Source organism: Telluria sp. ZB4P37 (genome assembly GCF_059685855.1).
In genome coordinates this window covers 296,587-321,026 of record NZ_JCASID010000001.1, presented here as the reverse complement: position 1 = coordinate 321,026, position 24,440 = coordinate 296,587, and the positions used below count along the sequence as shown (strand labels likewise).

18 protein-coding genes and 1 tRNA gene are annotated in these 24,440 nt (G+C 66.3%); 9 read left to right on the top strand and 10 right to left on the bottom strand.

The features are described 5' to 3' along the window. Nucleotides 1-206 precede the first annotated feature (206 nt). Complete coding sequence (locus AC56K1_RS01595; protein ID WP_497156092.1) at nt 207-716, bottom strand: YceD family protein; 510 nt, start codon at nt 714-716, stop codon at nt 207-209. Nucleotides 717-911: 195 nt separating this feature from the next. On the opposite strand from AC56K1_RS01595, the gene AC56K1_RS01590 reads away from it, so the two are divergent. Together AC56K1_RS01590 and AC56K1_RS01585 are read left to right on the top strand one after the other, a co-directional pair. Then, the gene (locus tag AC56K1_RS01590; protein ID WP_497156091.1) at nt 912-1,526 is read left to right on the top strand and encodes a Maf family nucleotide pyrophosphatase; all 615 of its coding nucleotides are present in this window, start codon (nt 912-914) and stop codon (nt 1,524-1,526) included. Between the two features lie 33 nt (nt 1,527-1,559). Continuing rightward, nucleotides 1,560-2,309 carry an SAM-dependent methyltransferase gene (locus AC56K1_RS01585; protein WP_497156090.1) on the top strand — a complete coding sequence of 250 codons (750 nt, stop codon included), beginning with the start codon at nt 1,560-1,562 and terminating at the stop codon, nt 2,307-2,309. A gap of 319 nt (nt 2,310-2,628) precedes the next feature. Here the strand turns inward: AC56K1_RS01585 and AC56K1_RS01580 are convergent, their stop codons facing one another. The 9 genes from AC56K1_RS01580 to AC56K1_RS01540 all read right to left on the bottom strand — a co-directional run bounded on the left by AC56K1_RS01580 (nt 2,629) and on the right by AC56K1_RS01540 (nt 15,737). After that, nucleotides 2,629-3,894 (bottom strand): EAL and HDOD domain-containing protein, encoded by a 1,266-nt coding sequence (locus AC56K1_RS01580; protein WP_497156089.1) that lies wholly within the window; start codon nt 3,892-3,894, stop codon nt 2,629-2,631. Nucleotides 3,895-4,026: 132 nt separating this feature from the next. After that, nucleotides 4,027-5,322 (bottom strand): 23S rRNA (adenine(2030)-N(6))-methyltransferase RlmJ, encoded by a 1,296-nt coding sequence (locus AC56K1_RS01575; RefSeq protein ID WP_497156088.1) that lies wholly within the window; start codon nt 5,320-5,322, stop codon nt 4,027-4,029. 170 nt (nt 5,323-5,492) lie between these two features. After that, a complete protein-coding gene (gene aceA, locus AC56K1_RS01570; RefSeq protein ID WP_497132043.1) occupies nt 5,493-6,791 on the bottom strand; it encodes an isocitrate lyase in 1,299 nt (432 codons plus the stop codon). Nucleotides 6,792-7,336: 545 nt separating this feature from the next. Continuing rightward, nucleotides 7,337-9,958 carry an ATP-dependent chaperone ClpB gene (gene clpB / locus AC56K1_RS01565; protein WP_497156087.1) on the bottom strand — a complete coding sequence of 874 codons (2,622 nt, stop codon included), beginning with the start codon at nt 9,956-9,958 and terminating at the stop codon, nt 7,337-7,339. A 147-nt stretch (nt 9,959-10,105) separates the two neighbouring features. After that, nucleotides 10,106-10,480, bottom strand: a complete 375-nt coding sequence (gene crcB / locus AC56K1_RS01560) for a fluoride efflux transporter CrcB (protein ID WP_497156086.1) — start codon at nt 10,478-10,480, stop codon at nt 10,106-10,108. Further along, nucleotides 10,477-10,980 carry a molybdopterin synthase catalytic subunit MoaE gene (gene moaE, locus AC56K1_RS01555; RefSeq protein WP_497156085.1) on the bottom strand — a complete coding sequence of 168 codons (504 nt, stop codon included), beginning with the start codon at nt 10,978-10,980 and terminating at the stop codon, nt 10,477-10,479. The genes crcB and moaE overlap by 4 nt, the downstream gene beginning before the upstream one ends. Beyond that, nucleotides 10,977-13,619: a DUF349 domain-containing protein gene (locus AC56K1_RS01550; RefSeq protein ID WP_497156084.1), complete on the bottom strand. Its 2,643-nt coding sequence runs from the start codon at nt 13,617-13,619 to the stop codon at nt 10,977-10,979. The genes moaE and AC56K1_RS01550 overlap by 4 nt, the downstream gene beginning before the upstream one ends. A 66-nt stretch (nt 13,620-13,685) precedes the next feature. Continuing rightward, nucleotides 13,686-14,264 carry a hypothetical protein gene (locus AC56K1_RS01545; protein WP_497156083.1) on the bottom strand — a complete coding sequence of 193 codons (579 nt, stop codon included), beginning with the start codon at nt 14,262-14,264 and terminating at the stop codon, nt 13,686-13,688. 225 nt (nt 14,265-14,489) lie between these two features. Further along, on the bottom strand, nt 14,490-15,737 hold the full coding sequence (locus tag AC56K1_RS01540; protein WP_497156082.1) for a winged helix-turn-helix domain-containing protein: 1,248 nt from the start codon (nt 15,735-15,737) through the stop codon (nt 14,490-14,492). A gap of 124 nt (nt 15,738-15,861) precedes the next feature. Between AC56K1_RS01540 and AC56K1_RS01535 the strand changes: the two genes are divergently transcribed. The 7 genes from AC56K1_RS01535 (at nt 15,862) to dbpA (ending at nt 24,307) form a co-directional block, all read left to right on the top strand. After that, nucleotides 15,862-17,115 carry an exonuclease SbcCD subunit D C-terminal domain-containing protein gene (locus tag AC56K1_RS01535; RefSeq protein WP_497156081.1) on the top strand — a complete coding sequence of 418 codons (1,254 nt, stop codon included), beginning with the start codon at nt 15,862-15,864 and terminating at the stop codon, nt 17,113-17,115. After that, nucleotides 17,112-20,900, top strand: coding sequence for an AAA family ATPase (locus AC56K1_RS01530; protein WP_497156080.1), 3,789 nt, complete (start codon nt 17,112-17,114; stop codon nt 20,898-20,900). Before AC56K1_RS01535 ends, AC56K1_RS01530 begins: the two co-directional genes overlap by 4 nt. A gap of 61 nt (nt 20,901-20,961) precedes the next feature. Continuing rightward, a complete protein-coding gene (locus AC56K1_RS01525) occupies nt 20,962-21,171 on the top strand; it encodes a hypothetical protein (protein WP_497156079.1) in 210 nt (69 codons plus the stop codon). A 10-nt stretch (nt 21,172-21,181) separates the two neighbouring features. Then, nucleotides 21,182-22,324: a methyltransferase gene (locus AC56K1_RS01520; protein ID WP_497156078.1), complete on the top strand. Its 1,143-nt coding sequence runs from the start codon at nt 21,182-21,184 to the stop codon at nt 22,322-22,324. Nucleotides 22,325-22,466: 142 nt separating this feature from the next. Continuing rightward, a tRNA-Met gene (locus AC56K1_RS01515) sits at nt 22,467-22,543 on the top strand. 71 nt (nt 22,544-22,614) lie between these two features. Then, nucleotides 22,615-22,857, top strand: a complete 243-nt coding sequence (locus AC56K1_RS01510) for a hypothetical protein (protein WP_497156077.1) — start codon at nt 22,615-22,617, stop codon at nt 22,855-22,857. Between the two features lie 40 nt (nt 22,858-22,897). Then, on the top strand, nt 22,898-24,307 hold the full coding sequence (dbpA, locus tag AC56K1_RS01505; protein WP_497156076.1) for an ATP-dependent RNA helicase DbpA: 1,410 nt from the start codon (nt 22,898-22,900) through the stop codon (nt 24,305-24,307). Nucleotides 24,308-24,440 lie beyond the last annotated feature (133 nt).

The following is a 24,440-nucleotide window of genomic DNA, read 5'->3' as shown; positions in this document are numbered from 1 at the left end:
AAATTTTAACACAACCGATGCGCAAATACATGCAGATCGAGTATCCCATTGGCAATTTTCCAGTCTTTCGACCTTCGCTTGCCTACATGTTTGCTGCTACTTCAACTGCTCAATGCCATACTCGATGACTGCACGCGTTTGACACGTCCTGCTTCATGCTGCGGTGACACAGCACTACTTGTTCCTGCTACTGATTCGGTTACTGCTTATTCTGGTTTGGGCGCGGCCAGCCCGGACTTCAAGCCGGCGAACGGCGAGACCTTGTCGGTCTTCAGGGCGTCCAGGAGCTTGGTGTCCGGACATACCTCATGTTTCGGTGCCTGCGGCAGGGCCAGCAGGGCTTCGTCTTCCAGCAACTGGCGGATGTCGCAGGCATGGCTGCCGACAATCACGTCGATGCTCTCGTCATCGAGGATTTCCTCGATGCTGTCGGCCTCTTCGTCGTCCTTGCCGAGCACCAGCATGGTGGACGAGTCGAGCTCGTATTCCATCGGGCCCAGGCAGCGCTGGCAGACCAGCTTCACGGGACCGGCGACCTCGAGGGTCAGCGACGGATAGCCTTGCTTGGTCTGGCCGCCTTGCATCGACCAGCGGATCTCGCCGGAGTTGTCGGCGCAATCGGCTGCCAGGCGGGTCATTTCGGCCACAGGCGTCACGCCATCGCGGTGTCCGTCATTCCGGCAAAACTCGAAGGCGTCAATGACAAAAGCGCTCATTTGGAAAACATCCCCGGAAAACCTGCGATAATAACAGGCTTATCCCCGCAGAGTCAAAGACTTGCGTCGTTTTTGCCCGGTGCCTGTTGCGCGCTAATACAGCGCCAGGCAATTCCCGGGCATTCATAAGGTTTGCTTGCCGGGATAGCTTATCTATTTGCCTTGCTTATAGTTCCCGAATTTCGACAGCCCCATATGATACCAAGTTCCGCGCCGCCGCGCCTCATTCTTGCTTCGAGTTCTGCTTACCGGCGCGAATTGCTGGGGCGCCTGCGGTTGCCCTTCGAGACGATCGCCCCCGATATCGACGAGACCCCGCACCCCGGCGAAGCGCCCCAGGACACCGCCCTGCGCCTCGCGCGCGAGAAAGCCGCGTTCGTCGCGGCACGCCATTCCGGCGCCCTCGTGATCGGCTCGGACCAGGTGGCCACGCTCGACGGCCTGCAGATCGGCAAGCCGGGCAGCCATGCCCGGGCGCTGGAACAATTGCAGCTGATGCGGGGCCGGCGCGTGGTCTTCCATACGGCGCTGTGCCTGTGGGACAGCCGCGTGGCCGACCCCCTGGCCGCGGCGCAGACCGAGAACGTCCAGGTGTTCGTGGATTTCCGCGACCTGCCCGACGGCGAGCTCGACGCCTACCTGCGCATCGAGCAACCCTATGACTGCGCCGGCAGCGCCAAGAACGAAGGGCTGGGCATCGCCCTGCTCGAGCGCATCGAATCGAACGACCCGACCGCCCTCACCGGCCTGCCCCTGATCGCCTTGACCAGGATGCTGCGCCGCGCCGGCGTGCCTCTGTTCGGCCTGTAAGCACATGATTCAACCTTTTAATTTTCCTGAACGATGCCCGGCACCCTCTACCTGATCCCGAACACCCTTGGCCCCGTTGACGCCGCGCCCGGCGCCCTCGCCGCCGTCCTGCCCACGCAAGTGCAGGCGGTCACCGCCAAGCTCGACTATTTTGTCGCCGAAAACGCCAAGACCGCCCGCGCCTTCCTGAAATTGATTGCAATCGATCATCCCTTGGCCAAGCCGCTGCAGGAAATCGAGATCGCTGAACTGAACGTGAACACGCCACCAGGCGCGCTGGCGCAGCTGCTGGCTCCCTTGCTGGCGGGACGCGATGCGGGACTGGTGTCGGAAGCCGGCGTGCCGGCCGTGGCCGACCCGGGCGCCGACCTCGTGCGCCTGGCGCACCAGCACGGGATCGCGGTGCGGCCGCTGGTCGGGCCGTCCTCGCTGCTGCTGGCCGTCATGGCAAGCGGCCTGAACGGCCAGAGCTTCGCCTTCAACGGCTATTTGCCGACCGACGCGGCGCTGCGCACCAAGCGCATCCGCGAGCTGGAAACCCGCTCGCGTATCGAAAAGCAGACGCAGTTGCTGATCGAGACGCCGTATCGGAATGGACAGATGCTCGACGCCTTGGTGGCTTCGTGTCAGCCGAGCACCCTGGTGTGCGTGGCGACGGACTTGACCTTGGCGAGCGAGTCGGTGCAGACCTTGACGGCGGCGAAGTGGAAGTCGGCTCTCGCGGCCGGGAAGGCGCCGGATTTTCACAAGAAGCCGACGGTCTTTTTGTTTTTGGGGCAGTAGGCTGATGTTGGGGCAACAGGCTACAGGGCTGGCAGTAGGAAGTAGAACTTTCACCAGCTCCGTTTTTACCCGGCAACCGTAAAACCGTCATCCCGGCGAAGGCCGGGATTCAGTTCCGTTGCGTACTGCCTACGCTTGACGATCAAGGCCACTCGCAAAAATCAGGGGGGACAATGCCGCTGGCATTGTTCCCGCCTTCGCCGGCAGTCGTAGGCGCCAGTGGCGCGTACGACGAGCCAACTATTTGTTCACGGTCGCAGGCTACTCTCACGCACCGATGAACGGCAGGCTGCTCACATGCCAGTTTCAAGCCAGCCGGTCAGTGCACCTCGTGCGTCAACTCCCGCACCCAGTCAAACGCCGCCAGCTCGATCTCGCGGATCTGCGCCACCGTCAAGCCCAGCTTGCGCAGCGCGCCGGCGAGCTTGCAGCCGCCTTCGGCCGCTTCGAGCAGTTCCGCCACCTTCAGCATGGTCCCGAACTGCCCTTCGCGGTCCAACAAGGCCGCACGCACATCGTCCGCCACCTCGACATTGTCGAGGATGTCGCACATCGGGATCGAAAACAGCGCATCAGCCAGTGACATGATGCCCACCGTAAAAGCACGGTCGGCACTGGCGGCGTCGTGCGGGCACACCACCAGGGTCATCAGCTCGAGCAGCTTGCCGCGCGTGGTGGCCAACTGCAATAGCGGCGAAGCCAGCTCCACGCCTCCCGCGGTCGTGTAGAGCAGGATCTGCAGCCAGCGCTGCAGCTGGCGCCGGCCGAGCTGGCTCAGCGCCTGCGACAGCGATTCGATCTGCGGCCCGGGCGCGGCGCGGCTGTTGACCAGGCGCAGCAGGTTCAGGCTGATCAGGGCGTCGCGCTTGACGGCCGATTCGATGGCCTGGCTGTCCGCGTCCGAGCCGACCAGTTCCAGCAGGTGCAGGATGGCCATCTCGGACGGAGCGATCTTCTTGCCCGACAGAATCACCGGGCGGGCAAAATAATAGCCCTGGAAGTATTCGAAGCCAAGGTCCATGCACAATCTGAATTCGTCGAGCGTCTCGACCTTTTCGGCCAGCAGTTTCTTGCCGGTGCGCTTGAGCGAAGCCACCAGGCCCGCGAGCTCGTCGGCATGGACGCCCTTGACGTCCACCTTGATCACGTCCACCAGCTCCACCAGCCGGTCGAGCTCGCGCGAATGCTCGACCACGTCGTCGACTGCGAACTTGAATCCGAGTTCCTTGAGCTCGGCGATCCGCGCCAGCAACTGCCGGGTCGGCTTGACGGTTTCGAGGATTTCAAGGATAACTTTATGCGGAGGCAAGAAGCGCACGAAGTCGCTCATCAGGACGACTTCGTCCACGTTGACAAAGGCCAATTGCTCGCCTACCACGTGCTCCATGCCGAGTTGCGAGACGTGCGAAATCACAGCCGCCGTAGCGGCAGCGTTATCGGTCAGCTTCGCATCGTCGTCCTCGCCGGCCGCACGAAACAGCAGCTCGAATGCTACGAGGTGCTGGTCACGGCCGAGGATCGGCTGACGTGCGAGAAAAAAATCGTTGGACGGCACGGATGCCGCTGCCGTTAATTCGGCATGCATCTAACACTCCTGGGAAACGTTTGAGGCGCGCGTGAGCACGCCAGGCTGGCGGGGTAGGCCAGCATGGAAACTATACTACAAAAACGCAAACCTTAGCATTTTTACATCGAATCGCATGTCGGCGCTCAGTGGCTAAGCTTTGCCGCCCTTGCCGCCTTTGCCGCCCGAACGTGGTGCGCCGGCAGCGGTGCCGGCCGGTCGCGGGCTGCCGGTGCGCGCTCCATCCTTGCGCGGGCTGCTGGTGCGCAAGCCGGTGCTGCTGCCCGGCGCGACCGGGCGTTGGCTGCCGCCGCCACCACTGCCCGGCCCCTGCGGCTTGGCCTGGGCGCTGCCATCCGGATGCCAGACCCGGCGCGCGCCGGTTTTGGGAGCCGCCGCAGCGCCGCCGGCCGCCTGGCCGACACCGCGCGGATCTTCCTCCCCCTCGCGCACCATGCTCTGGCCCGGCAGGCGCAGGCTGCCCTTGCCCGACAGCGGGCTGGCGCGGCGGGCGTTACCCACCGGCACGCGCGGACCGTCGGCGGCCATACGCGCCGCTGCACCGGTCACCTGGGTGCCGGTCTCGATGGTAAAGCGCGCGCCGGCATCCTTGCCCAGCACCTGCACCAGGTAAGGCAGGGTTTCGCGCAGCATCGGCTCCAGCGTGTAGGGCGGATTCAGGATGAACATGCCGCTGCTGGCCAGGCCGAAGCCGTCCGGCCCGGGTGTGGACACGGTGAGCGTGACGTTCAACCATTCCTTGGCCGGCAGGCGCTTGAGGCGGTCGGCGAACTGGCGCGACTCCATGCGCTGCAGTACCGGATACCAGACCGCATAGATGCCGGCCGGGAAACGGCCGAGGGCTTCGTCCAGCGCCTCGCGCACTTTCTTGTAGTCGTCCTTGATTTCGTAAGGCGGGTCGACCAGCACCAGGGCGCGGCGCGACGGCGGCGGCAGCAGTTTCTTGAGGCTCTGGAAACCGTCGCCATGCTCGATCAGGACGCGACGGCCGCGGGCGCGCTCGCCCTGCTCCGCCTTGTGCTCTTCGACCTTGCGGAAGTTCTGGGCCAGGATGCGGCAATCCGACGGGTGCAGCTCGAACAGGCGCAGGCGGTCCTCGGCGCGCGACAACTGGTCGGCCACGTAGGGCGAGCCCGGGTAATAGCGCATCTTGCCGCTCGGGTTCATTCCCTTGACCAGCGCCAGGTAAGGCACCAATGCAGCCGGGATATTGGTGGCATTCCACAGCGGACCGATGCCGGTGTTGTATTCGGAATTCTTGCTCGCCTGCGCACCGTCGAGCGCATACACGCCCGCACCCGAATGGGTGTCAATATAGGTGTAGGGCACGTCCTTCTGGTTCATGTACAGGTGCAACTGGACCTGGACAAAGTGTTTGAGGACATCGGCGTGGTTACCCGCGTGATAGGCGTGGCGGTAGCTCAACATAAGCTGGAATTCCTGAGAAAAGAGACGGGCCGCGTGAACTCAAGCGGCGTAATTGTCGCCATTATCCACTACATCGCGAGGCGGACGTTAATTACTCCGGAAATGAAAAAAACCGCAGGCCCTCGCAGGCACTGCGGTTTTGCACGGATCAAGCTGCTGGACGCAGCTGCTTATGCGACCTTTTTCTCGTCGAAGAACTGCTCGTCTTCCGTCGAACCATGCAGCGCGGTGGTCGAGCTCTGGTTCTGCTGGATGGTCTGGGTGACGGCATCGAAATAACCGGTGCCGACCTCGCGCTGGTGCTTCACGGCCGTAAAGCCCTTGTCGGCGGCGGCGAATTCGCTTTCCTGCAGCTCGACGAAGGCCGACATGCCGCGGCGGGCATAGCCGTGCGCAAGATTGAACATGCTGTAGTTCAGCGCGTGGAAGCCGGCCAGGGTGATGAACTGGAACTTGTAGCCCATGGCGCCCAGCTCTTTCTGGAACTTGGCGATGGTCGCGTCGTCCAGGTTTTTCTTCCAGTTGAACGAAGGCGAGCAGTTATAGGCCAGCATCTTGCCCGGGAACTTGGCGTGGATCGCTTCGGCGAAGCGCTTGGCGAATTCCAGGTCGGGCTTGCCGGTCTCGCACCACACCAGGTCGGCGAAGGGCGCATAGGCCAGGCCGCGCGAAATTGCCTGCTCGACGCCCGGCTTGACGCGGTAGAAGCCCTCGACGGTGCGCTCGCCGGTGCAGAACGGCTGGTCGTTGGGGTCCACGTCCGAGGTCAAGAGGTCGGCGGCTTCGGCATCGGTACGGGCGATTACGAGGGTGGGCGTGCCCATCACGTCGGCGGCCAGGCGCGCGGCGTTGAGTTTTTCAACGGCTTCGCGGCTCGGGACCAGCACCTTGCCGCCCATATGGCCGCATTTTTTTACCGAGGCCAGCTGGTCTTCAAAGTGCACGCCCGCTGCGCCGGCGTCGATCATCGATTTCATCAGTTCGTAGGCGTTCAGCACGCCGCCGAAGCCGGCTTCCGCATCGGCCACGATGGGCGCGAAGTAATCGATGTCGTCCTTGCCTTCCGACCACTGGATCTGGTCGGCGCGCTGGAAGGTATTGTTAATGCGGCGCACCACCAGCGGCACCGAATTGGCCGGGTAGAGCGACTGGTCGGGATACATCTCGCCAGCCACGTTGGCGTCGCCCGCCACCTGCCAGCCCGACAGGTAGATGGCTTTCAGGCCGGCCTTCACTTGCTGCATGGCCTGGTTGCCGGTCAGCGCACCCAGGGCATTCACATACGGCTCGTTGTTGACGAGGTCCCACAGCTTTTCGGCGCCGCGCTTGGCGAGCGTGTGCTCGATGCGGACCGAGCCGCGCAGGCGCACCACGTCAGCCGCGGTGTAATTGCGGGTGACGTCTTTCCAGCGCGGATTGGTGTCCCAGTCTTGTTGGAGTTCACTGATTTGCTGTTCACGAGTTGCCATGGTGTTTCTCCTGAATGAAAAAGCTGATTGCGAGAGGAATCCGTTGAGACAATCATAAATCAGATTGTGCACAGCACAATAGGTCTTATATAAGACATATAAACTATTTTTTACCCTTTGTTTTCAAGCGCTTGCAGGCGACATTTCATGATGCGGCATGAAATTTCTTAGAATGAGAATGAGGGAAGGCCGTTCTTTGCTGCATTTTCCGCCATATGGCGATATCGTTTCACATCGTGAAAATTCATAGGAAACAGTTAGTTGCCACTGAACTGATTCGCGCTCCGGTCCTGACGCAAACCGGCAAGGATGGCCTTCCCTTCCCCGACGCTGCCCCGCTGCCGGGCAACACGATTGGCGGTGTGTCCGCCTCACAGGTCCCGGCACCGCAGTCGATTGCCATCGTCGGCGCCGGCCTCGCGCTGATGGGACCGGTGAGCCGCAAGCGCCGCCGAGGGCCGCCATAAAGCGTCGCCAATGTAAAAAAAGCGCGTGCCTTTGCAGGTACGCGCTTTTTTCTCCGGCGGTGCCGCCCTTGACCTAGCTTACTTCGCCAGCTCCACCCCCTCCCCGAACACCAGCTGCCCACCGCGCACCCGCACCGGGATCGTATCCTTCGGCCCGAATGTGCCGGACAGGATGGCTTTCGAGAGCGGGTTCTCGATCTGCTGCTGGATCGCGCGCTTGAGCGGGCGGGCGCCGTAGATCGGGTCGTAGCCGGCTTCGGCGATCTTCTGCAGCGACTCTTCGTCGAGGTCGAGCGTCATCTCCATCTTGGCCAGGCGCTCTTCCAGGTGGCGCAGCTGGATGCGGGCGATGGCGCCGATGTTCTTCTCGTCGAGCGCATGGAACACCACGATCTCGTCGATCCGGTTGATGAACTCGGGGCGGAAATGCCCGCGCACCTCGGCCATCACGGCCAGCTTCACGACTCCCGGTTCGTCGGTGTCCATCGACTGGATCTTGTGCGAACCCAGGTTCGAGGTCATGACGATCACCGTGTTCTTGAAGTCCACGGTGCGGCCCTGGCCATCGGTCATGCGGCCATCGTCCAGCGCCTGCAGCAGCACGTTGAACACGTCCGGGTGCGCCTTCTCGATCTCATCCAACAAGATCACGCTATAGGGCTTGCGGCGCACCGCTTCGGTGAGGTAACCGCCCTCCTCGTAACCCACATAGCCCGGCGGCGCGCCAATCAGCCTCGCCACCGAATGCTTCTCCATGAATTCGCTCATGTCGATGCGGATCATCGACTCCTCGGTGTCGAACAGGAAGGAGGCCAACGCCTTGCACAACTCGGTCTTGCCCACGCCGGTCGGCCCCAGGAACATGAAGGACCCATACGGGCGGTTCGGGTCCGACAGGCCGGCGCGCGAGCGGCGGATCGCGTCCGACACCGCCTCGATCGCCTCGTCCTGGCCCACCACGCGCTCGTGCAGCTTTTCTTCGATGCGCAGCAGCTTGTCGCGCTCGCCCTGCATCATGCGCGACACCGGGATGCCGGTCGCGCGCGAAACCACTTCGGCGATTTCCTCGGCGCCGACCTGGGTGCGCAGCAGCTTGGGTCGGCCCGCGCCAGGGTCGGCGGCGTCGCCTTCCGGACCGGCCGCGGCTTCCTCGGCCTTCTTGAGCTGCGCCTCGAGTTCCGGCAGACGGCCATACTGCAGCTCGGAGACCTGCTGCCAGTTGGACTGGCGCTTGGCTTCCTCCATCTGATGGCGGGTGCGCTCGATCTCTTCCTTGATGTGGGTGCTGCCCTGCACCGCCGCTTTTTCCGCCTTGAGGATTTCCTCGTAATCGTTGTACTCCCGCTCGAGGCGCAGGATTTCCTCGCCGATCAGTTCCATGCGGCGCTGCGAGGCTTCGTCGGTCTCCCGGCGCACGGCTTCGCGCTCGATCTTCAGCTGGATCAGGCGGCGTTCCAGCTTGTCCATCACTTCCGGCTTGGAGTCGATTTCGATCTTGATCTTCGACGCCGCTTCGTCGATCAGGTCGATCGCCTTGTCGGGCAGGAAGCGATCGCTGATATAGCGGTGCGACAGTTCGGCCGCGGCGATGATGGCCGGGTCGGTGATCTCGACCTTGTGGTGCAGCTCGTATTTTTCCTGCAGGCCGCGCAGGATGGCGATGGTCGCCTCCACGCTCGGCTCGTCCACGATGATCTTCTGGAAGCGGCGCTCCAGCGCGGCGTCCTTCTCCACGTACTTGCGGTATTCATCGAGCGTGGTCGCGCCGACGCAATGCAGCTCGCCACGCGCCAGCGCGGGCTTGAGCATGTTACCGGCGTCCATCGCGCCTTCGGCCTTGCCGGCGCCGACCATCGTATGGATCTCGTCGATGAAGACGATGGTCTGGCCCTCGTCGTGCGCCAGTTCCTTCAGCACGGACTTGAGGCGCTCCTCGAATTCGCCGCGGTACTTGGCGCCGGCCAGCAGGGCCGCCATGTCGAGCGAGAGCACGCGCTTGCCCTTGAGCGAATCGGGCACCTCGCCATTGACGATGCGCTGGGCCAGGCCTTCGACGATCGCGGTCTTGCCCACGCCCGGTTCGCCGATCAGGACCGGGTTGTTCTTGGTGCGGCGCTGCAGCACCTGGATCGCGCGGCGGATCTCGTCGTCGCGGCCGATCACCGGGTCGAGCTTGCCCATGCGTGCACGTTCGGTCAAATCGAGCGTGTATTTTTTCAGCGCTTCGCGCTGGCCTTCGGCATCCTGCGAGTTCACCGTATCGCCGCCGCGCACCGCCTGGATTGCGGACTCCAGCGCCTTGCGCGTCAGGCCGTGCTCGCGCGCCAGCCGGCCCGCGTCGGCCTTGTCTTCGGTGAGGGCCAGCAGGATCATCTCGGACGACAGGAACTGGTCGCCGCGCTTTTGCGATTCGCGGTCGGCCAGGTTGATCAACGCAACCAGCTCGCGCCCGACCTGCACGTCGCCGCCGGTGCCGGTCACCTTCGGCAGGCGTTCGAGCGCGCTCTTGAGCGCGTTTTGCAGGCCTCCGACGTTGACCCCGGCGCGCTGCAGCAGCGAACGGGCGCCGCCGTCGTCCTGGTTGAGCAGGGCGACCAGCAGGTGGACCGGGTCGATGTATTGGTTATCGTTGCCGACCGCCAGGCTCTGGGCATCCGCCAGCGCTTCCTGGAGCTTGGTCGTCAATTTATCTTGCCGCATGGTATTGCTCCCTAGTGGTGTTCTTAACTGAGGAGCAAGGTTGGGATGGCTGCACGCTTTTCAAGATGTGGGACGTGCCACCCTGTTACCGCAGCGATGAAAGGGTCAAGCCGGGTCCGGCCTTGCAGGTCGCGTACATTTTTCTGCTCAGGCGCGCAGGGCGCGCCAGGTCGCAAAGCCTGCGACGCAGAACAAGACCGACCCGAGCAGGTGCAGGACCGTATGCGCCAGCGCCCAGCCATACTCGCCGCGCTGAAGCAGCACCACGGATTCGCCCGAGAAGGTAGAGAAGGTGGTCAGCCCGCCGAGGAAGCCGGTAATCGCAAACAGCCGCCACTCGGGAGGCAGGTGCGGATGCGCCGTGAAGAAGCCGAGCGCGAGACCCACCAGGTAGCCGCCGACGAGATTGGCCGCCAGCGTGCCGGCCTGGACATAGGCGTGCAGGCCGCCGAGCCAGAGGCCCAGCCCCCAGCGCAGCCAGGCGCCGATGGCTGCCCCGAGACCTACCGCCAGCCAGCTCAAGCGCAGCTTCCCCGCCGCGCCCACTTGGCCTTGGCCGAATCGTCGCTGCTGCGGGCGTCGACCCAGCGCGCGCCGCCCAAGGTTTGCTCCTTCTTCCAGAACGGGGCGTCGGTCTTGAGGTAATCCATGATGAATTCGCAGGCCGCGAAGGCTTCGCCGCGGTGCGCGGAGGCGCAGGCGACCAGTACGATCTGGTCCAGCGGCGCCAACGGGCCGATACGGTGGATGACCAGCACACCGAACAATTCCCAACGCGCACGTGCCTGGGCAACGATGTCTTCCAGCGCGCGCTCCGTCATGCCGGGATAGTGCTCGAGCTCCATTTCGGAAACGGAAGCGCCTTCGTTGAGGTCGCGCACCGTGCCGACGAAACTCACCACGGCGCCGACCCGCCCGTCGCCTTCGCGCAGGCGCACGATCTCGCGCGACAGGTCGAAGTCCGCTTGCTGCACCCTGATGTCGCTAACAGGGCCGGTTGCCGGCATGGTGACCCCTGTCATCGGCCGTCCTTCGCGTGGCGCATGAGCAGTTGCTCGATACGGGTTTCGGTACGGGCGTCGGCCAGGGCCGGCAGCGCCAGCAGCGCGCGCAATTCGGCAGCGGGACCGCTCTCCGCCTGGTGTTGCCCCGCCTTGTGGCCAGGCTTGTGACCCGACTTGAGCGAGCTTTGCAGCACCTCGACCTGCAGCTTGAGGCGCTCGCGGGCGAACTCGGCGCCGCTGTCGATGCCGGCCCCGATTTCGAGCCGCAGCAACTCGTGCAGCAGGCGCTCGCGGTTGGTCGCCAAGAGGCGCGTATAGCCGGCGCGATCGCCCTCCCACGCGGCGAGGGCCGCATCGAAACGCGTGCGCAGGACGGCTTCATAGCCGTTCTCGAGCGGCAACAGCGCACCCCAGCGCCCGCGCCAGTCCGATGGGTTGGTCTGGGCGTCCGGATTGACCAGCGCCGCCTCCAAGGCCTGGATCAGGCGCAACTTGTCGCGTACGGCGCCCGCCAGCGCCAGCCCGGCGGCGCGGCGCGCCACGTCGGCGTGATGCTGCACCGCCGCTAGCGCGCAATGGTAACGCTTGTCGATGCGCGCTTCGTGGGCGCGCGGCACCGGGCCGATCGCCTGCCACTCGCTTGCTGCCTCGCGCAGCAGCTTGCCGGCCGTGGCCGGGGTGACCTCCGGCGCGGCCGCTTCCAGACGGGCGCACAGGGCTTCCTTGGCGGCTTCGTGGGCGCGGCGCTCACTGTCAGCGGCATGTGCATGCTCCTTGCGGCCCGCAAACAAGGCGTCGCAGGCGGCGCGGAAGCGTTGCCACAGCGCCTGTTCGGCCTTGCGCTCGAGCGGCAGCGCGCGCGCATGTTCCTGCCAGCGGTGCTGCAGGTCGCGCAGCCGGTCGACCGCATGGCGGTCGTGCGGGTCGAGCCCGAGCGCCTCTTCAATCAATTGCTCACGCACTTCCATCTCGCCCTTGCGCTGCTGTTCCAGCGGGCGCTGGAGGGTATTCAGGGCGCTGGAAAACAAGCCGTCGAGCCGCTTCTTTTCCTTGCGGTCGACCGGGCCCAGATGGCTCCAGGCAGTGCGCAGCCGCTGCACCGTGCCGGAAACATGCTTCCAGTCGGCCTCGCCCGATTCGAGCCGGGCGATCTCGCCTTGCGCTTCGTCGACCAGGGCCTGGCCGCGCGCGGCATTCGCGTGGCGCTCGTCGGCCAGGTGGCGGAAATGGGCCGCGGCCGGAGCGTAGGCCATCGTGCAGGCGGCGTCGAAGCGCTCCCACAGCGAGCGCGGCGCGGGGCCGGACAGGCTGTCGAGCGCCTTCCAGCGCTCGCGCATGCTGCCGACCTTCTTGGCCAGCTCGCTCATCGCCAGGCTTTGCGTGGCCAGTGTCTCCACCGCCTTGATCAATTCTTCGCGCGAGACGTTGCCGCCCCAGCGCGCCCAATCCGACAGGCGCTTGAGCTCGGCGCGCACGTGGGCCAGGCGGTCGGCTTGCGCCGACAGGAGGCGCACACCCTTGTCCTTGCTGTCCTTGAGCGACTTGTCGAGTTCCGCGGCAGTGCCCAGGGAACCTTGCTGCAGGGCCGCTTCCATGGCGTCGAGGCGGTCGAGGAAGTCCTGGTCGGCGCCCTTGCTCTGGGGTTTTTGCGATGGTTTTTGCGCGGCGGCAGCAGCTGCACCCCCTGCAGCCGGTACCGGCTCTTTCGGTTTGCGCGCTTCCTGCGGCAGGCTCCCCATGAGTTCGTCGAAGCGGCGCTGCAGCTCGGCGCCCTGCGGACTGGAGGGCAAGGCCGGCAGGCGCTGCCATTCCTTGCGCAGCGCGTCTGCCTTGAGCTCAGCGATTGGCTGCGCCTGCCACTGCAGCAGCGCGGCCTCGCGCGCGCCGATGGCGGCCTGGTCTTGCTCGAGCGTAGCCAAGCTGGCGCAAAGGCGCGCATGCTCTGTGGCGAAATCGGCCACCAGGGCGCGCGGCAGCGCGGCGTGGCCGGGGGCAACGAGCGCCTCGGTCTGTTCGCGCGCCAATGCCTCGAGGCGCTCGCCGAAGGCTGCGGCATCAAACCCGCCCGTTTCCAGCTGGCGCAGGGCGGCAAGGCGGTCGATCATGGCGCGCTGCAGCTGCACCTGGTTTCCCAGGCGCTTGCCCAGTTCGGCGCGGACGGCATCGAATTGCGCATTCAGCTCGGGCGCGACGATCACCGCCCATTTGCGATCGAGCTCGGCCACATGGTTCGGGGTCAGCAAGTCGTCGTTCAGCAGCGTGCGCGCCTGGGTCAGCGCTTCCTGTCCACGGCGCAGCTCGGATTCGTGGTGGCGGATGGCGTCGAGGCGCGACTGCATCATCTTGGCGACGCGCCGGTCGAGGTTGCGCATCGCCGTGTGCACACGCTCAAGCTGGGGCCGGCTGTGGACCAGCTCGGCCGCGCTCAGGCGCAGTTCGGAAAATTCGGAAGACAGGATGAAGGCGACGGCGGCTTCTTCGTCGCCGTCCAGGTGCTTGAGCTGTTCGGCCTGCTGTTCGCGCGGCGTCGGTGCGCCGGCGGCCCCGCCCGGCCCGGCAGGCTGCGCCGGCTGCGGCGCCTGGCCGGGCGATCCCTCAGCGGCAGCGCCGGCCGCCGGCTTGTCGCCACCTTGCCGTTTGAATAGGAATTCGAACATGATGAAATCGCACTTCCAAAACCCCCATCATAGCAAAGAACCAAGGCGGCGCCCGTCCGCCGACGCTCAATGCGTGACGTGGAGCGCGGCTGCCGCGCAAGCGCTTTGCCTCATGGAATTCTGGGGCATGGCGCTGCCTGGCGCCGGCGGGGTGCTGCGATTCTCGTGCTGCCAGGCGTCGTGGGCCAGCATATGGTTGGCGATCGCGAACCAGGATTCGCTCGGGATGTGCATGCGCGCCACCGGGAACAGCTCGCGCTCCTCGCGGTCGAGACGCTCTAACAGCAGCTTGCAGCATTGCTCCAGGGCGGCGCCGAAGCTTTTGTCCTGCACGGCTGCGGCCGCGTGGGCGTCGGCCCTGGCTTCGATCGCCGCCATGGTCAGCGCATCGAGTTCGGCCAACAGTTCTCCGGCGACGCCGGCGCGGCGCAGGGCCGGCACCACGAACTTGTCGAGCTTGCGCCAGTAGCAATTGTCGAAAGCCAGGCGCAAGGTATCGCAGGCCAGCTCGAACTGGCGCGGCGTGGGCGCGGCATGCCGCGCCGCGGCCGGGCGCCAGCGTTCCAGCAGCGATTGCAGGGCCATGCGGGCACTGGCCTGTTCGATGGACAGGGCGACCAGCGTATACGTTGACGTGAGCATCATGTCTCCTCTCGGAATGCCGCCGCCAGCACGGGGCCCGGTCGGGCCGCATTGACTTGGCTGGGGAAGCTTTTGTTAGTGGCAGGCGCGCAGTATTTATTCTTGTCGCTGGCCTGTGGGATCTCGTAGTGTAGAGACATGTCCCATGCCGGGTTTGATGTAGCGCAAGCCCGGACCGGTGGACTTTGGAGACGTTTTGGTGGCCGTGTTGTCTAAATACGATCGGCCTCAGGCGGGGCCCCTGGCCTCTTGCCCGGGTGCAAGGGCCGCCGCCAGCCGCAGGCCAAATGCTTCCGGCAATGCATGGGTGAGACGCACGTCCGGACAGCCGTGCCAGCGCGCGCAACGCTGTAACGCGGCCGCGACATCGCCCACCAGCCGGTCGCTGGGCCGCACGCCCGGCTCGAGCACGATGCTGCGCAACTCGAACTCGCCTGCCTTGCGGTGCGCCTTGGCGTCCGCTCTGCCCACCAGCGCGCCGCGGCGCAGGATCGGCAGCGTGAAATAGCCGTACCTGCGCTTGTGGGCCGGGGTATAGCATTCGAGGCGGTAGTCGAACCCGAACAGCTCGAGCGCGCGGCGGCGGTCCCAGACGATCGGATCGAAGGGCGACAGCAAGGTCGTCAGGCTGGGCGACAGCCTGCCCGCGGCCGCCTGCTGCGCCAGTTCCGCATGATCGGGGTGGATGTAGACCGGCTCGTCCCAGCCTTTGATGCGGGCGCGCAGCAGCAAGCCTTCGTCGGCCAGCGCCGCCGGGTCGGGATGCGGACGCCGGGTGCGGTGGTAATCGGGAATCCAGGATGCCTTCGCCACCCCGAGCGCGCGCACCGCCTGCAGCACGAAGCTGCGCCTTACCTCGCTCAATGCCGGCATGCGGCCGTCGTGCCATTCCGGGTGCACCCGTTCGGCGAGGTCGTAGATGCGCTGGAAGTTGTGGCGGCGCGCGATCATCAGCTCGCCGGCCGTAAACAGCACTTCGAGCGTGCGCTTTTCCGGCTTCCACTCCCACCAGCCGCCGCCCTTGCCGCTGCTGCGCTCGAAATCCGACGAGCGCACCGGCCCGTTGGCGCGCACATGCGCCAGCAGCGCCGCGACCTCAAGCGTGCGCTCGCGCATCCAGGTAGCCGAATACTTCCAGCCCATCGCTTCCGGATCGAGCATGCGGTGGCGGTACAGCCCGTAGTCTTCGATCGGCAGGAAGCAGGCTTCGTGCGCCCAGTATTCGAACAGGCGGCCCTCGGCCAGCAGTTCGTCCAGCCAGGCCGGCTCGTAGTCGCCCAGCCGGCTCCACAGCACCAGGTAGGGACTGCGCGCGACCACGCTGATGGTATCGATCTGGAGCATGCCCATGCGCCGGATCGCGGCCAGCACGTCGGCCTTCGCGGCCCGCTTGCGGCGCGGGGCCAGCATATCCTGCGCCGCCAGGTGCAGGGCGCGTGCGGCGTTCAGGGACAGTTCGATAGTCGGTTTCAGCATGCTTGCGCCCATTTGAGGATTCTCATGACGATTCAATACTACTGTAAAAATACACAGTATTTGTTGGGTCGCGCGAGCAGTCTGCGATATAGTAGGCGCCAACCCAGAACTTTCCATTTTAACCATGCGGCTGCTGCACACCTCCGACTGGCACCTCGGCCAGACCCTGCACAATTTCGAGCGCACCTACGAGCACGGGTGCTTCCTCGACTGGCTCGTGGCCACCCTCGCGTCCGAAGACATCGACGTGCTGCTGATCGCCGGCGACATCTTTGACAACGCCAACCCGTCGGCCGCCGCACACCGCCAGCTCTACCGTTTCCTGCAGCAGGCCAAGGCACGGGTGCCGCATCTGCAGGTGGTCGTCATCGCCGGCAACCACGATTCGCCGGGGCGGCTGGAAGCGCCCACCCCGCTGCTCGAAGCGCACGGCACCATCGTGGTGGGCAACGTTGGCCGCACGCTTGATGGCAGTATCGACCTCGAGCGCCTGCTGGTCCCGCTGCGCGGCCGCGACGGCGCAGTACGTGCATGGTGCATGGCCGTGCCCTTCCTGCGTCCCGGCGACGTACCGCGCGCCGTCAGCGAAGACGACACCCTTGCGCTCGACCCCTACCTGAACGGCACCGCCCTGCTCTACCGCCAGGCCTTCGCCCTGGCCCGGTCGCGCTGTACAAAAGGCGAAGCCATCATCGCCATGGGCCATTGCCACATGGTCGACGGCCAATCCTCGCAGGATTCCGAACGCCGCATCGTGATCGGCGGCACCGAAGCCTTGCCGGCTACCATGTTCGACCCTGCGGTAGCTTATGTGGCGCTGGGCCACCTGCACCTGGCCCAGCGTGTCGGCGGCCACGAGCACCGGCGCTATTCCGGCAGCCCGCTGCCGCTGTCCTTCTCCGAAGTGGGCTACCAGCACCAGGTGCTGCGCATCGACATAAAAGGGCCAGCGGTCGCCTCGGTCACCCCGCTCTACGTGCCGCGCGCGGTGGACTTGCTGCGCGTGCCCCCCAAGCCGGCGCCGCTCGACGAGGTACTCGCTGCACTGGAAGCGCTGGATCTCCCGGATGCGCAGCCGCATGCCCAGCCCTTCCTCGAAGTGCGCGTCCTGCTCGACGGCCCCGAGCCGGGCCTGCGTTCGCGCGTCGAAGCGGCGCTGGCCGGCAAACCAGTGCGCCTGGCCAAGATCGAGCCGACCCGCCGCCACGCCGCGCCCGATAACGCATCGGAAGCGTTAACCCTCGACCAGCTGGCCCAGCTCCAGCCGGACGACATCTTCCGCCGCCTGTGGGCCCAGCGCTTCGGCGACGAAGCCCCGCCGGACCAGCTCGCCGCATTTGCAGAACTCACCCATGCCCTGGGCGGAGACGCGGCATGAGGATCCTGCGCATCAGCGGCAAGAACCTGGCTTCGCTGGCCGGCGAATTCCAGGTCGATTTCGAAACCGAACCGCTTGCCTCGGCCGGCCTGTTCGCCATCAGCGGCCCCACCGGCGCCGGCAAAAGCACCCTGCTCGACGCCCTGTGCCTGGCCCTGTACGACGCCACCCCGCGCCTGCTCAAGCGCGCCGGCAGCCAGCTGCCCGACGTCGGCGGCGACACCATCTCGGCGCTCGACCCGCGCACCCTGCTGCGGCGCGGCGCCGCCGAAGGCTGGGCCGAAGTCGATTTCGCCGGCAACGACAACCTCCGCTACCGCGCGCGCTGGAGCGTGCGCCGTGCCTATGGCAAGCCGGGCGGCGCGTTGCAGCCGTCCAAGATGACCCTGCACCGCCTGCCCGAGCTCGATCCGCTGGGCGGCACCAAGACCGAAGTCGCCGCCGAGATCGTCGGGCGCATCGGTTTATCCTTCGAGCAGTTCACACGCGCCGTGCTGCTGGCGCAGAACGAGTTCTCGGCTTTCCTCAAGACCGACGAGAACGAGCGCGGCGAGCTGCTCGAAACCCTCACCGGCACCACGATCTACAGCGAAATCTCGAAGCGCGCCTTCGAGCGCTACCGCGCCGAGCAGGAGCGCACCCGCATGCTGGCCGCGCAGCTGGCCAACCAGGCCCCGCTGCCGCTGGAAGAGCGCAGCAAACTCGACGCCGACCGCGTCAATGCCGAGCTGGCGCTGGACGCCGTCGACGCGCGCCGCTCGGCGCTCGAACACGAGCTGCGCTGGCACCAGGAAGCAGGCAAGCTCGAGCGCGGCGAAACCCAGGCGGCGGAAGCGCTGGCGCAGGCACAGGCGGCGCAGGTCGAGGCCGCCGAACGGCGCCAGCGCCTGGCCACCCTCGATGCGGTGCAGCCGGCGCGTCCGCTGGTGGCCGAAGTGGTCCGCCTGGAAGGCGAACGCAAGCTGGCTGTGGAGTCCGGCGGCAAGCTCGAAGCGGGCCTTGCGGTCGCCGTCGAAGCAAGGCGTCAGGCCGTGCTCGATGTCGACGCGGCCCTGGCCGGGGTCGACGCTGCCGACAACGCGCTGCGGGCCGCGGCGCCGCAACTCGACGGCGCCAAGGCGCTGGACGCCGCCATCGCCGCCCTGGCGCCGTCGCACGCACAGGCAGGTAGTGCGCTGGAAGCCGCGCGCACCGAGGCGCGCCAGGCGCGCGCGGTCCACGCGGCGAAATCGGCGGAACACGACAGCGCGCGCAAGGGACGCGACACGGCGGCGGCATGGCTGGCTGCCAATGCACGGCTCGAACCCATGGCGGTGCAGTGGCCGCGCTGGGACAAGCTGCTGGCGCAGGCCGCGCACGCCGTATCGGCCGAAGCCGCCGCGGCAGCGTCCCTGGCCGGCGCAAGCCGCCAGGCCCAGGACGCCGCCCGGCACGAGCAAGGCGCCACCCTCGCATTGACGGACGCGACCGCCCGGCTCGGCACGCTCGACTCCGCCCGGCGCGAAGCAATGGCGGCGCTCGAATCGAGCGATCCGCAAGCACTGGACGATGAGCGCCGCGCCCTCGATGCACGGCGCGAACGCCTGGCTGGAGGCGAAAAAGTCTGGACCGCCTTGGTGACGACCCGCCAGGAGCTGCTCCAGGCCACCAGCGAGCTCGACCGCGTCGACACCGCACGCGCCGGCGCCAGCCGCCTGCTCGACGAGGCGCGCAGCGCCGCGCCGGCCCTGCTGGCGGCGATGCAGCAGGCCGAAAAATCGCTGGGCGCGGCCGAGCTGGCCTGCGCCACGGGCGTAGAAGAACTGCGTGCCACGCTCGACGACGACACGCCCTGCCCGGTCTGCGGTTCGCACGCGCACCCTTATCGCGACAACGGCCGCGAAGACCTGCTGCGCACAATGCTGGCCAGCCTGCGCGCGGAAGTTCTCGATTGCCGCAAGCTGGTGCGCGAGAACGAAGCCGTACAGGCAACCCAGGCCGCCACGCTGGCAGCGGCCACCGAACGCCTCGGCGGGCTCGAGCGTGAACGGGCGACATTGGACAGGTTGGTTGGCGAACTCGAAGCGGAATGGACGGCCCATCCGCTGGCGGCCGAAGCGCCGGCTGCCGACTTGTCCAATCCTGAGCTGTCCAACGCGCTGTACAGCGCCTGGTTCGCCGAAGCACGCGACGCCCTGCGCAGTGCAATCACTTCGCTCGATGCGCGCGCGGCCGGCCTGCGCCGCGCCGCGCAGGCGCGCGATGCGGCCCAGGCCGCATACGACAAGGCCCAGCAAGAGCATGCCCGCCTGCGCCAGGCCGCCGATAGCGCACGCGAAGCCGGCGCCCGCCTGAACACGGAATTACGCGCCATGTCCGTGCAACAAGAAGCGCTCGCCGCCCAGCTCGCATCCGTGCTGGCGGAACTCGATCCAGTATTGTCCGGCGCTTGTGGCGATGGCTGGCAAACGGCATGGCGGCACAGCCCGGCGGCCTGGCGCGATGCCCGCGCCCCGGAAGCCGCGCAGTGGCAGGAGCAAACTGCGCTGCATACCCGCAACGCCGCGTCGGCCGCCACGCTGGAAGCCGAGACTGCCGGTGCGCTGGAGCGCATCGCCCAGGCCGACCGTCATGGCGCCGGGGTCGCCGCCGAGTTCAACCGCATCGACACCGAGCTCAAGGACAAACGCGCGCAGCGCCTGGCGCTGTGGGAAGGCCGGCCGGTGGCCGAGGTCGAGCGCGAACTGGGCGCCGCACTGGCCGCCGCGCGCAACCACCAGGCTGCACGCCAGGCGATCGCAAACGAAACGGCCCAGCGCGAGGCCAGCGCCCGCACTGCCCTGGCCCAGCTGAACGAGCACATCGCCGCGCTCGACAGCGCCGGCGTGCGCGCCGCGACGGCCCTGGCCGACTGGCTGGAAGACTATCGCCGCAACCACTTCGCCCTGGGCCTCGGCCCGGTCGATGACGCCGCCGAACTGGGCAGGCTGCTGCTTGCGGGCGGCACCTGGCTGGCGCAGGAACGCGCCGCGCTGGGCGCCCTCGACGCGCAGGTCGGCAGCGCCACCGCCGTGCTGGCCGAACGCCGCGCCCAGCGCGCGCTGCATCTCGAGGGCCAGCCGGAAAGCGGCCTGTCGGCCGCCACGGTGGCCGCCGCCGTCGAAGCCCTGACGGCCGAACGCAGCGCCGCGCACGACCTGGCCACCGAATTGCGCATGAAGTCGGTGCAAGACGACGCCCGCCGCATCCAGGCGCAAGCCATGCTCGACGAGATCGAGCGCCAGCAGGCGCAGGAGCAGCGCTGGGGCAAGCTGGCCGAGCTGATCGGATCAAGCGACGGCAAGAAGTTCCGCAACTACGCGCAGCAATTCACGCTCGACGTGCTGCTCGGCTATGCCAACGCCCACCTCGGCCAGCTGGCGCGGCGCTACCGCCTGGAACGCGTCATCCACGCCGGCGCACCCTCGCTGGCGCTGATGGTGCGCGACCAGGACATGGGCGGCGAGGTGCGCTCGGTCAATTCCCTGTCCGGCGGTGAATCCTTCCTGGTGTCGCTGGCGCTGGCGCTGGGCCTGGCCTCGCTGTCCTCGAACCGGGTGCGCGTCGAATCGCTGTTCATCGACGAAGGCTTCGGCAGCCTGGATACCGAAACCCTGGGTGTCGCCATGGATGCCCTCGATGCGCTGCAATCGCTCGGCCGCAAGGTGGGCGTGATCTCGCACGTGCAGGAAATGACCGAGCGCATCGCCACCAAGGTACTGGTGCGGCCGGCCGGCGGAGGCAGCAGCGCGGTCGTGGTGGCATGAAAGGCCCGTCGGCAGGCGGGTGTAGAATGCCGCTCTTCCTGAAACTTACGATCGAATCCATATGAAGCCAGCACGTATCCTGACCTTCAAGTGCGCCAAGTGCACCAAACCCGTCAAGGTCTTCCTGCAAAAGGTCTCGGCCTGCTCGCACATCCAGCCTTACCAGGGCATGTGCGCCTGCGGCGAAGTCAAGCGCCACGCGACCGGCAACCCGGACGCGGTGAAGTCCTATATCGAATCGACCGACGGCAACTGGCACCACCACCATTAATGGGTCATTGATGAACCAGATCACATGGCTTGAAGGCGACGCCGAGCACTCTGCGCGCTGGCGCTCCGAAAGCGGCTGGCCGGCGCCAAAGAAGGTGGTCGTCGCCGACGACACCATGAACGCCGATACGGCTTACCGCTTGGCCCTTGGCGGCACCGCCCTGCTCTGGCGCGGCGACTTCCAGAACGCGCGCCAGCTGCTCAACGCCCTGGTGCGCCGGATCGACCACAAGAGCGAACGCGCGAAGCGCCCCAAGCCCGGCAAGGCCGCGGCCACGCCGACGGAACTGTTCCACCGCCACCGCCTGCAGCAGCTGCAGCGTGCCCGTACGCTCGCCATGCTCCTGATGCCTTTCGAGGCCGGCCACACGATCCCGCTGCGCCGTGCGCCGGACGTGCTGGACGCCTGCCTCGAGGCCTATGGCCCGGCGCGCGAACCGTATGTCGCTTCGCTGCGCGAATTGCTGGGCCTGATCGGTGCCCACGAATGGCGCCGCAAGGGCGTGAGTATTCCGGCGCTGGATGCCAGCATCCACCCCTGGTACGGCGTGTTCTCGCCGGTGCGCGGCGAATACGTCGAGCTGGTGGCCAAGGCCCCGCTGCCGCAAGGCGCGACACTCGCCTTCGACATCGGCGCCGGCACAGGCGTACTATCGGCGGTGCTGGCCCGTCGCGGGCTGCAGCGCGTGGTGGCCACCGACATGGATGCCCGGGCCCTTGGCTGCGCGCGCGAGAACATCGCGCGCCTCGGCTTGTCGGCCCAGGTCGAGGTCCTCGAGGCCGACTTGTTCCCGGAAGGCCGCGCCCCGCTGGTGGTGTGCAATCCGCCCTGGCTGCCGGGCAAGCCAAGCTCGGCCATCGAATACGCCATCTACGATCCCGACAGCCGCATGCTCAGGGGCTTCCTGGGCGGCCTGGCGGCACACCTGGAGCCGTGCGGCGAAGGCTGGCTGGTGCTGTCGGACCTGGCAGAGCACCTCGGCCTGCGCACGCGCGAGCAATTGCTCGGATGGATAGCCCAGGCCGGGCTGGAAGTCGTGGCCCGCCACGACGTGCGCCCGACGCATGCGAAAGCGAGCGACGCTGACGATCCACTGCACGCGGCGCGCTCGCGCGAAGTCACCTCGCTGTGGCGTTTGCGCGCGGCCGCTTAGTTCCTGTCGACATACCCGGCGGCGGCCTGCACCGCCGCCCGATCGTCATTCTTTACGCCTGCACGTCCGTATCGTTTCGTCCTTGCAGCGCCCGGAAATATCGAAGTTTGCGCCCGAGCCCAATACCCGCTATAATCTGTTCCGCGGGGTGGAGCAGTCTGGCAGCTCGTCGGGCTCATAACCCGAAGGTCACAGGTTCAAATCCTGTCCCCGCAACCAATATCGTACAAAAGCCCGACTCCTGCAGCCGGGCTTTTGTTTTCTGCGGCAGCAAAAAGCAGCACGAGCCGATGAGAGACAAGAAAGACAACGCGACGATCGATTTGCCCGGCTTCGAGCCGGTCGACCCGCCTGCACCCGTTGTCGAACCACAGCGCGCCACTCCCCGGCCGCGCCGCGTCTCCCTGAAGCAGGAACAACTGGATCTGCTCGGCCTGCTGGAAGAAACCGACACCTCCGGCCTGCCTGCCTGGCGGCGTGACGACAACCTAGACCTGACCGGCTTGCCGGTATGGGCGCCGGCACCCCGGTAGTCCGCACATCGGTCTCCCTTTGGCCAATCCTCGGACTACCATGCAAACCCAATCGTTTACTTCGCTGCCGCTCGCGCCGCGCTTCCTCGACAACCTCGCCACCTTGGGCTATCACGAGATGACGCCGATCCAGGCCGCTTGCCTGCCGTCGGTGCTCGAGGGACGCGACCTGATCGCCCAGGCCAAGACCGGCAGCGGCAAGACCGCCGCCTTCGGCATCGGCCTGCTGCACAAGCTCAATCCCGCCTGGTTCGCGATTCAGGGACTGGTGATGTGCCCCACGCGCGAACTGGCCGACCAGGTGGCCAACGAGCTGCGCCGGCTGGCGCGCGGCGTCGGCAACGTCAAGATCCTGACCCTGACCGGCGGCGTCGCCATGCGCCCGCAAATCGCCTCGCTCGAGCACGGCGCCCACATCGTGGTCGGCACGCCGGGCCGCATCCGCGACCACCTGGGACGCCAGACGCTCGATTTGTCGAAGGTCCAAACCCTGGTGCTCGACGAAGCCGACCGCATGACCGACATGGGCTTTTATGACGAGATCGCGGGCATCGTCAGCGCCTGCCCGCAGCGCCGCCAGACCCTGCTGTTCTCGGCCACCTATCCGGACGACATCCGCTACGCCACCGCCAAATTCTTGAACGAGCCGCTCGAAGTCGCCGTCGAAAGCCAGCACAGCGCGACCCAGATCGAGCAGCGCTTCTTCGAGGTCGGCTTCGAAGGCCGCGACGAAGCCGTCGCCAGCTTGCTCAAGCATTACCAGCCGGTCTCGACCCTCGCCTTCTGCAATACCAAGATCCATTGCCGCGAGCTGGCCGAGACCCTGCGCGCCCAGGGCTTTTCCGCGCTGGCGCTGTACGGCGAACTGGAGCAGCAGGAGCGCGACGAGATCCTGGTGCTGTTCGCCAACCGCAGCTGCTCGGTACTGGTCGCAACCGACGTCGCCGCGCGCGGCCTGGATATTGCCAACCTCGATGTCGTGATCAATGCCGACGTCTCGAAAGACCCGGAAGTGCACGTGCACCGCATCGGCCGCACCGGACGTGCCGGTGAGACCGGCCTGGCGCTGACCCTGGCCGCGCCGAACGAGAAGAAATGGGTGCGCCTGGTCGAGGAATACCAGGACATCAAGGTCGACTGGCACAAGCTCGAGGAACTGGGCGAGCACCTGGAAGCGGCTGCGCCGGCGCCGATGGTCACGCTGTGCATTTCCGGCGGCAAGAAGGCCAAACTGCGCCCGGGCGACATCCTCGGCGCGCTGACCGGCGACGCCGGCTTGAGCAAGGAACAGGTCGGCAAGATCAACGTCACCGAGTTCAACAGCTATGTCGCGCTCGACCGCCATGCCGCGCATGCCGCCATCGCGAAATTGAACGACAGCAAAGCCCCCAGCCCGGAATTCGGCGGCATCAAGGGCCGCTATTTCAAGATGCGCTTCCTCGAGGTCTGAGCCTTGCCGCAGGGCCTGGCCGCGCAAACGGCTGAGTTGTAACAGAGATGTAACAGCTCCGCACGGTTGGCTCAGCAACGCCACCATGCGGGGCAAATCTGGCATGATTTATCAAAATACAAATACCGAGCCA

Bases quoted from the DNA above. Each gene is read 5' to 3' on its own strand.
- AC56K1_RS01595 (WP_497156092.1), bottom strand. From the start codon at position 716: ATGAGCGCTTTTGTCATTGACGCCTTCGAGTTTTGCCGGAATGACGGA.
- AC56K1_RS01590 (WP_497156091.1), top strand. From the start codon at position 912: ATGATACCAAGTTCCGCGCCGCCGCGCCTCATTCTTGCTTCGAGTTCT.
- AC56K1_RS01585 (WP_497156090.1), top strand. From the start codon at position 1,560: ATGCCCGGCACCCTCTACCTGATCCCGAACACCCTTGGCCCCGTTGAC.
- AC56K1_RS01580 (WP_497156089.1), bottom strand. From the start codon at position 3,894: ATGCATGCCGAATTAACGGCAGCGGCATCCGTGCCGTCCAACGATTTT.
- AC56K1_RS01575 (WP_497156088.1), bottom strand. From the start codon at position 5,322: ATGTTGAGCTACCGCCACGCCTATCACGCGGGTAACCACGCCGATGTC.
- aceA (WP_497132043.1), bottom strand. From the start codon at position 6,791: ATGGCAACTCGTGAACAGCAAATCAGTGAACTCCAACAAGACTGGGAC.
- clpB (WP_497156087.1), bottom strand. From the start codon at position 9,958: ATGCGGCAAGATAAATTGACGACCAAGCTCCAGGAAGCGCTGGCGGAT.
- moaE (WP_497156085.1), bottom strand. From the start codon at position 10,980: ATGACAGGGGTCACCATGCCGGCAACCGGCCCTGTTAGCGACATCAGG.
- AC56K1_RS01550 (WP_497156084.1), bottom strand. From the start codon at position 13,619: ATGTTCGAATTCCTATTCAAACGGCAAGGTGGCGACAAGCCGGCGGCC.
- AC56K1_RS01545 (WP_497156083.1), bottom strand. From the start codon at position 14,264: ATGATGCTCACGTCAACGTATACGCTGGTCGCCCTGTCCATCGAACAG.
- AC56K1_RS01540 (WP_497156082.1), bottom strand. From the start codon at position 15,737: ATGCTGAAACCGACTATCGAACTGTCCCTGAACGCCGCACGCGCCCTG.
- AC56K1_RS01535 (WP_497156081.1), top strand. From the start codon at position 15,862: ATGCGGCTGCTGCACACCTCCGACTGGCACCTCGGCCAGACCCTGCAC.
- AC56K1_RS01530 (WP_497156080.1), top strand. From the start codon at position 17,112: ATGAGGATCCTGCGCATCAGCGGCAAGAACCTGGCTTCGCTGGCCGGC.
- AC56K1_RS01525 (WP_497156079.1), top strand. From the start codon at position 20,962: ATGAAGCCAGCACGTATCCTGACCTTCAAGTGCGCCAAGTGCACCAAA.
- AC56K1_RS01520 (WP_497156078.1), top strand. From the start codon at position 21,182: ATGAACCAGATCACATGGCTTGAAGGCGACGCCGAGCACTCTGCGCGC.
- AC56K1_RS01510 (WP_497156077.1), top strand. From the start codon at position 22,615: ATGAGAGACAAGAAAGACAACGCGACGATCGATTTGCCCGGCTTCGAG.
- dbpA (WP_497156076.1), top strand. From the start codon at position 22,898: ATGCAAACCCAATCGTTTACTTCGCTGCCGCTCGCGCCGCGCTTCCTC.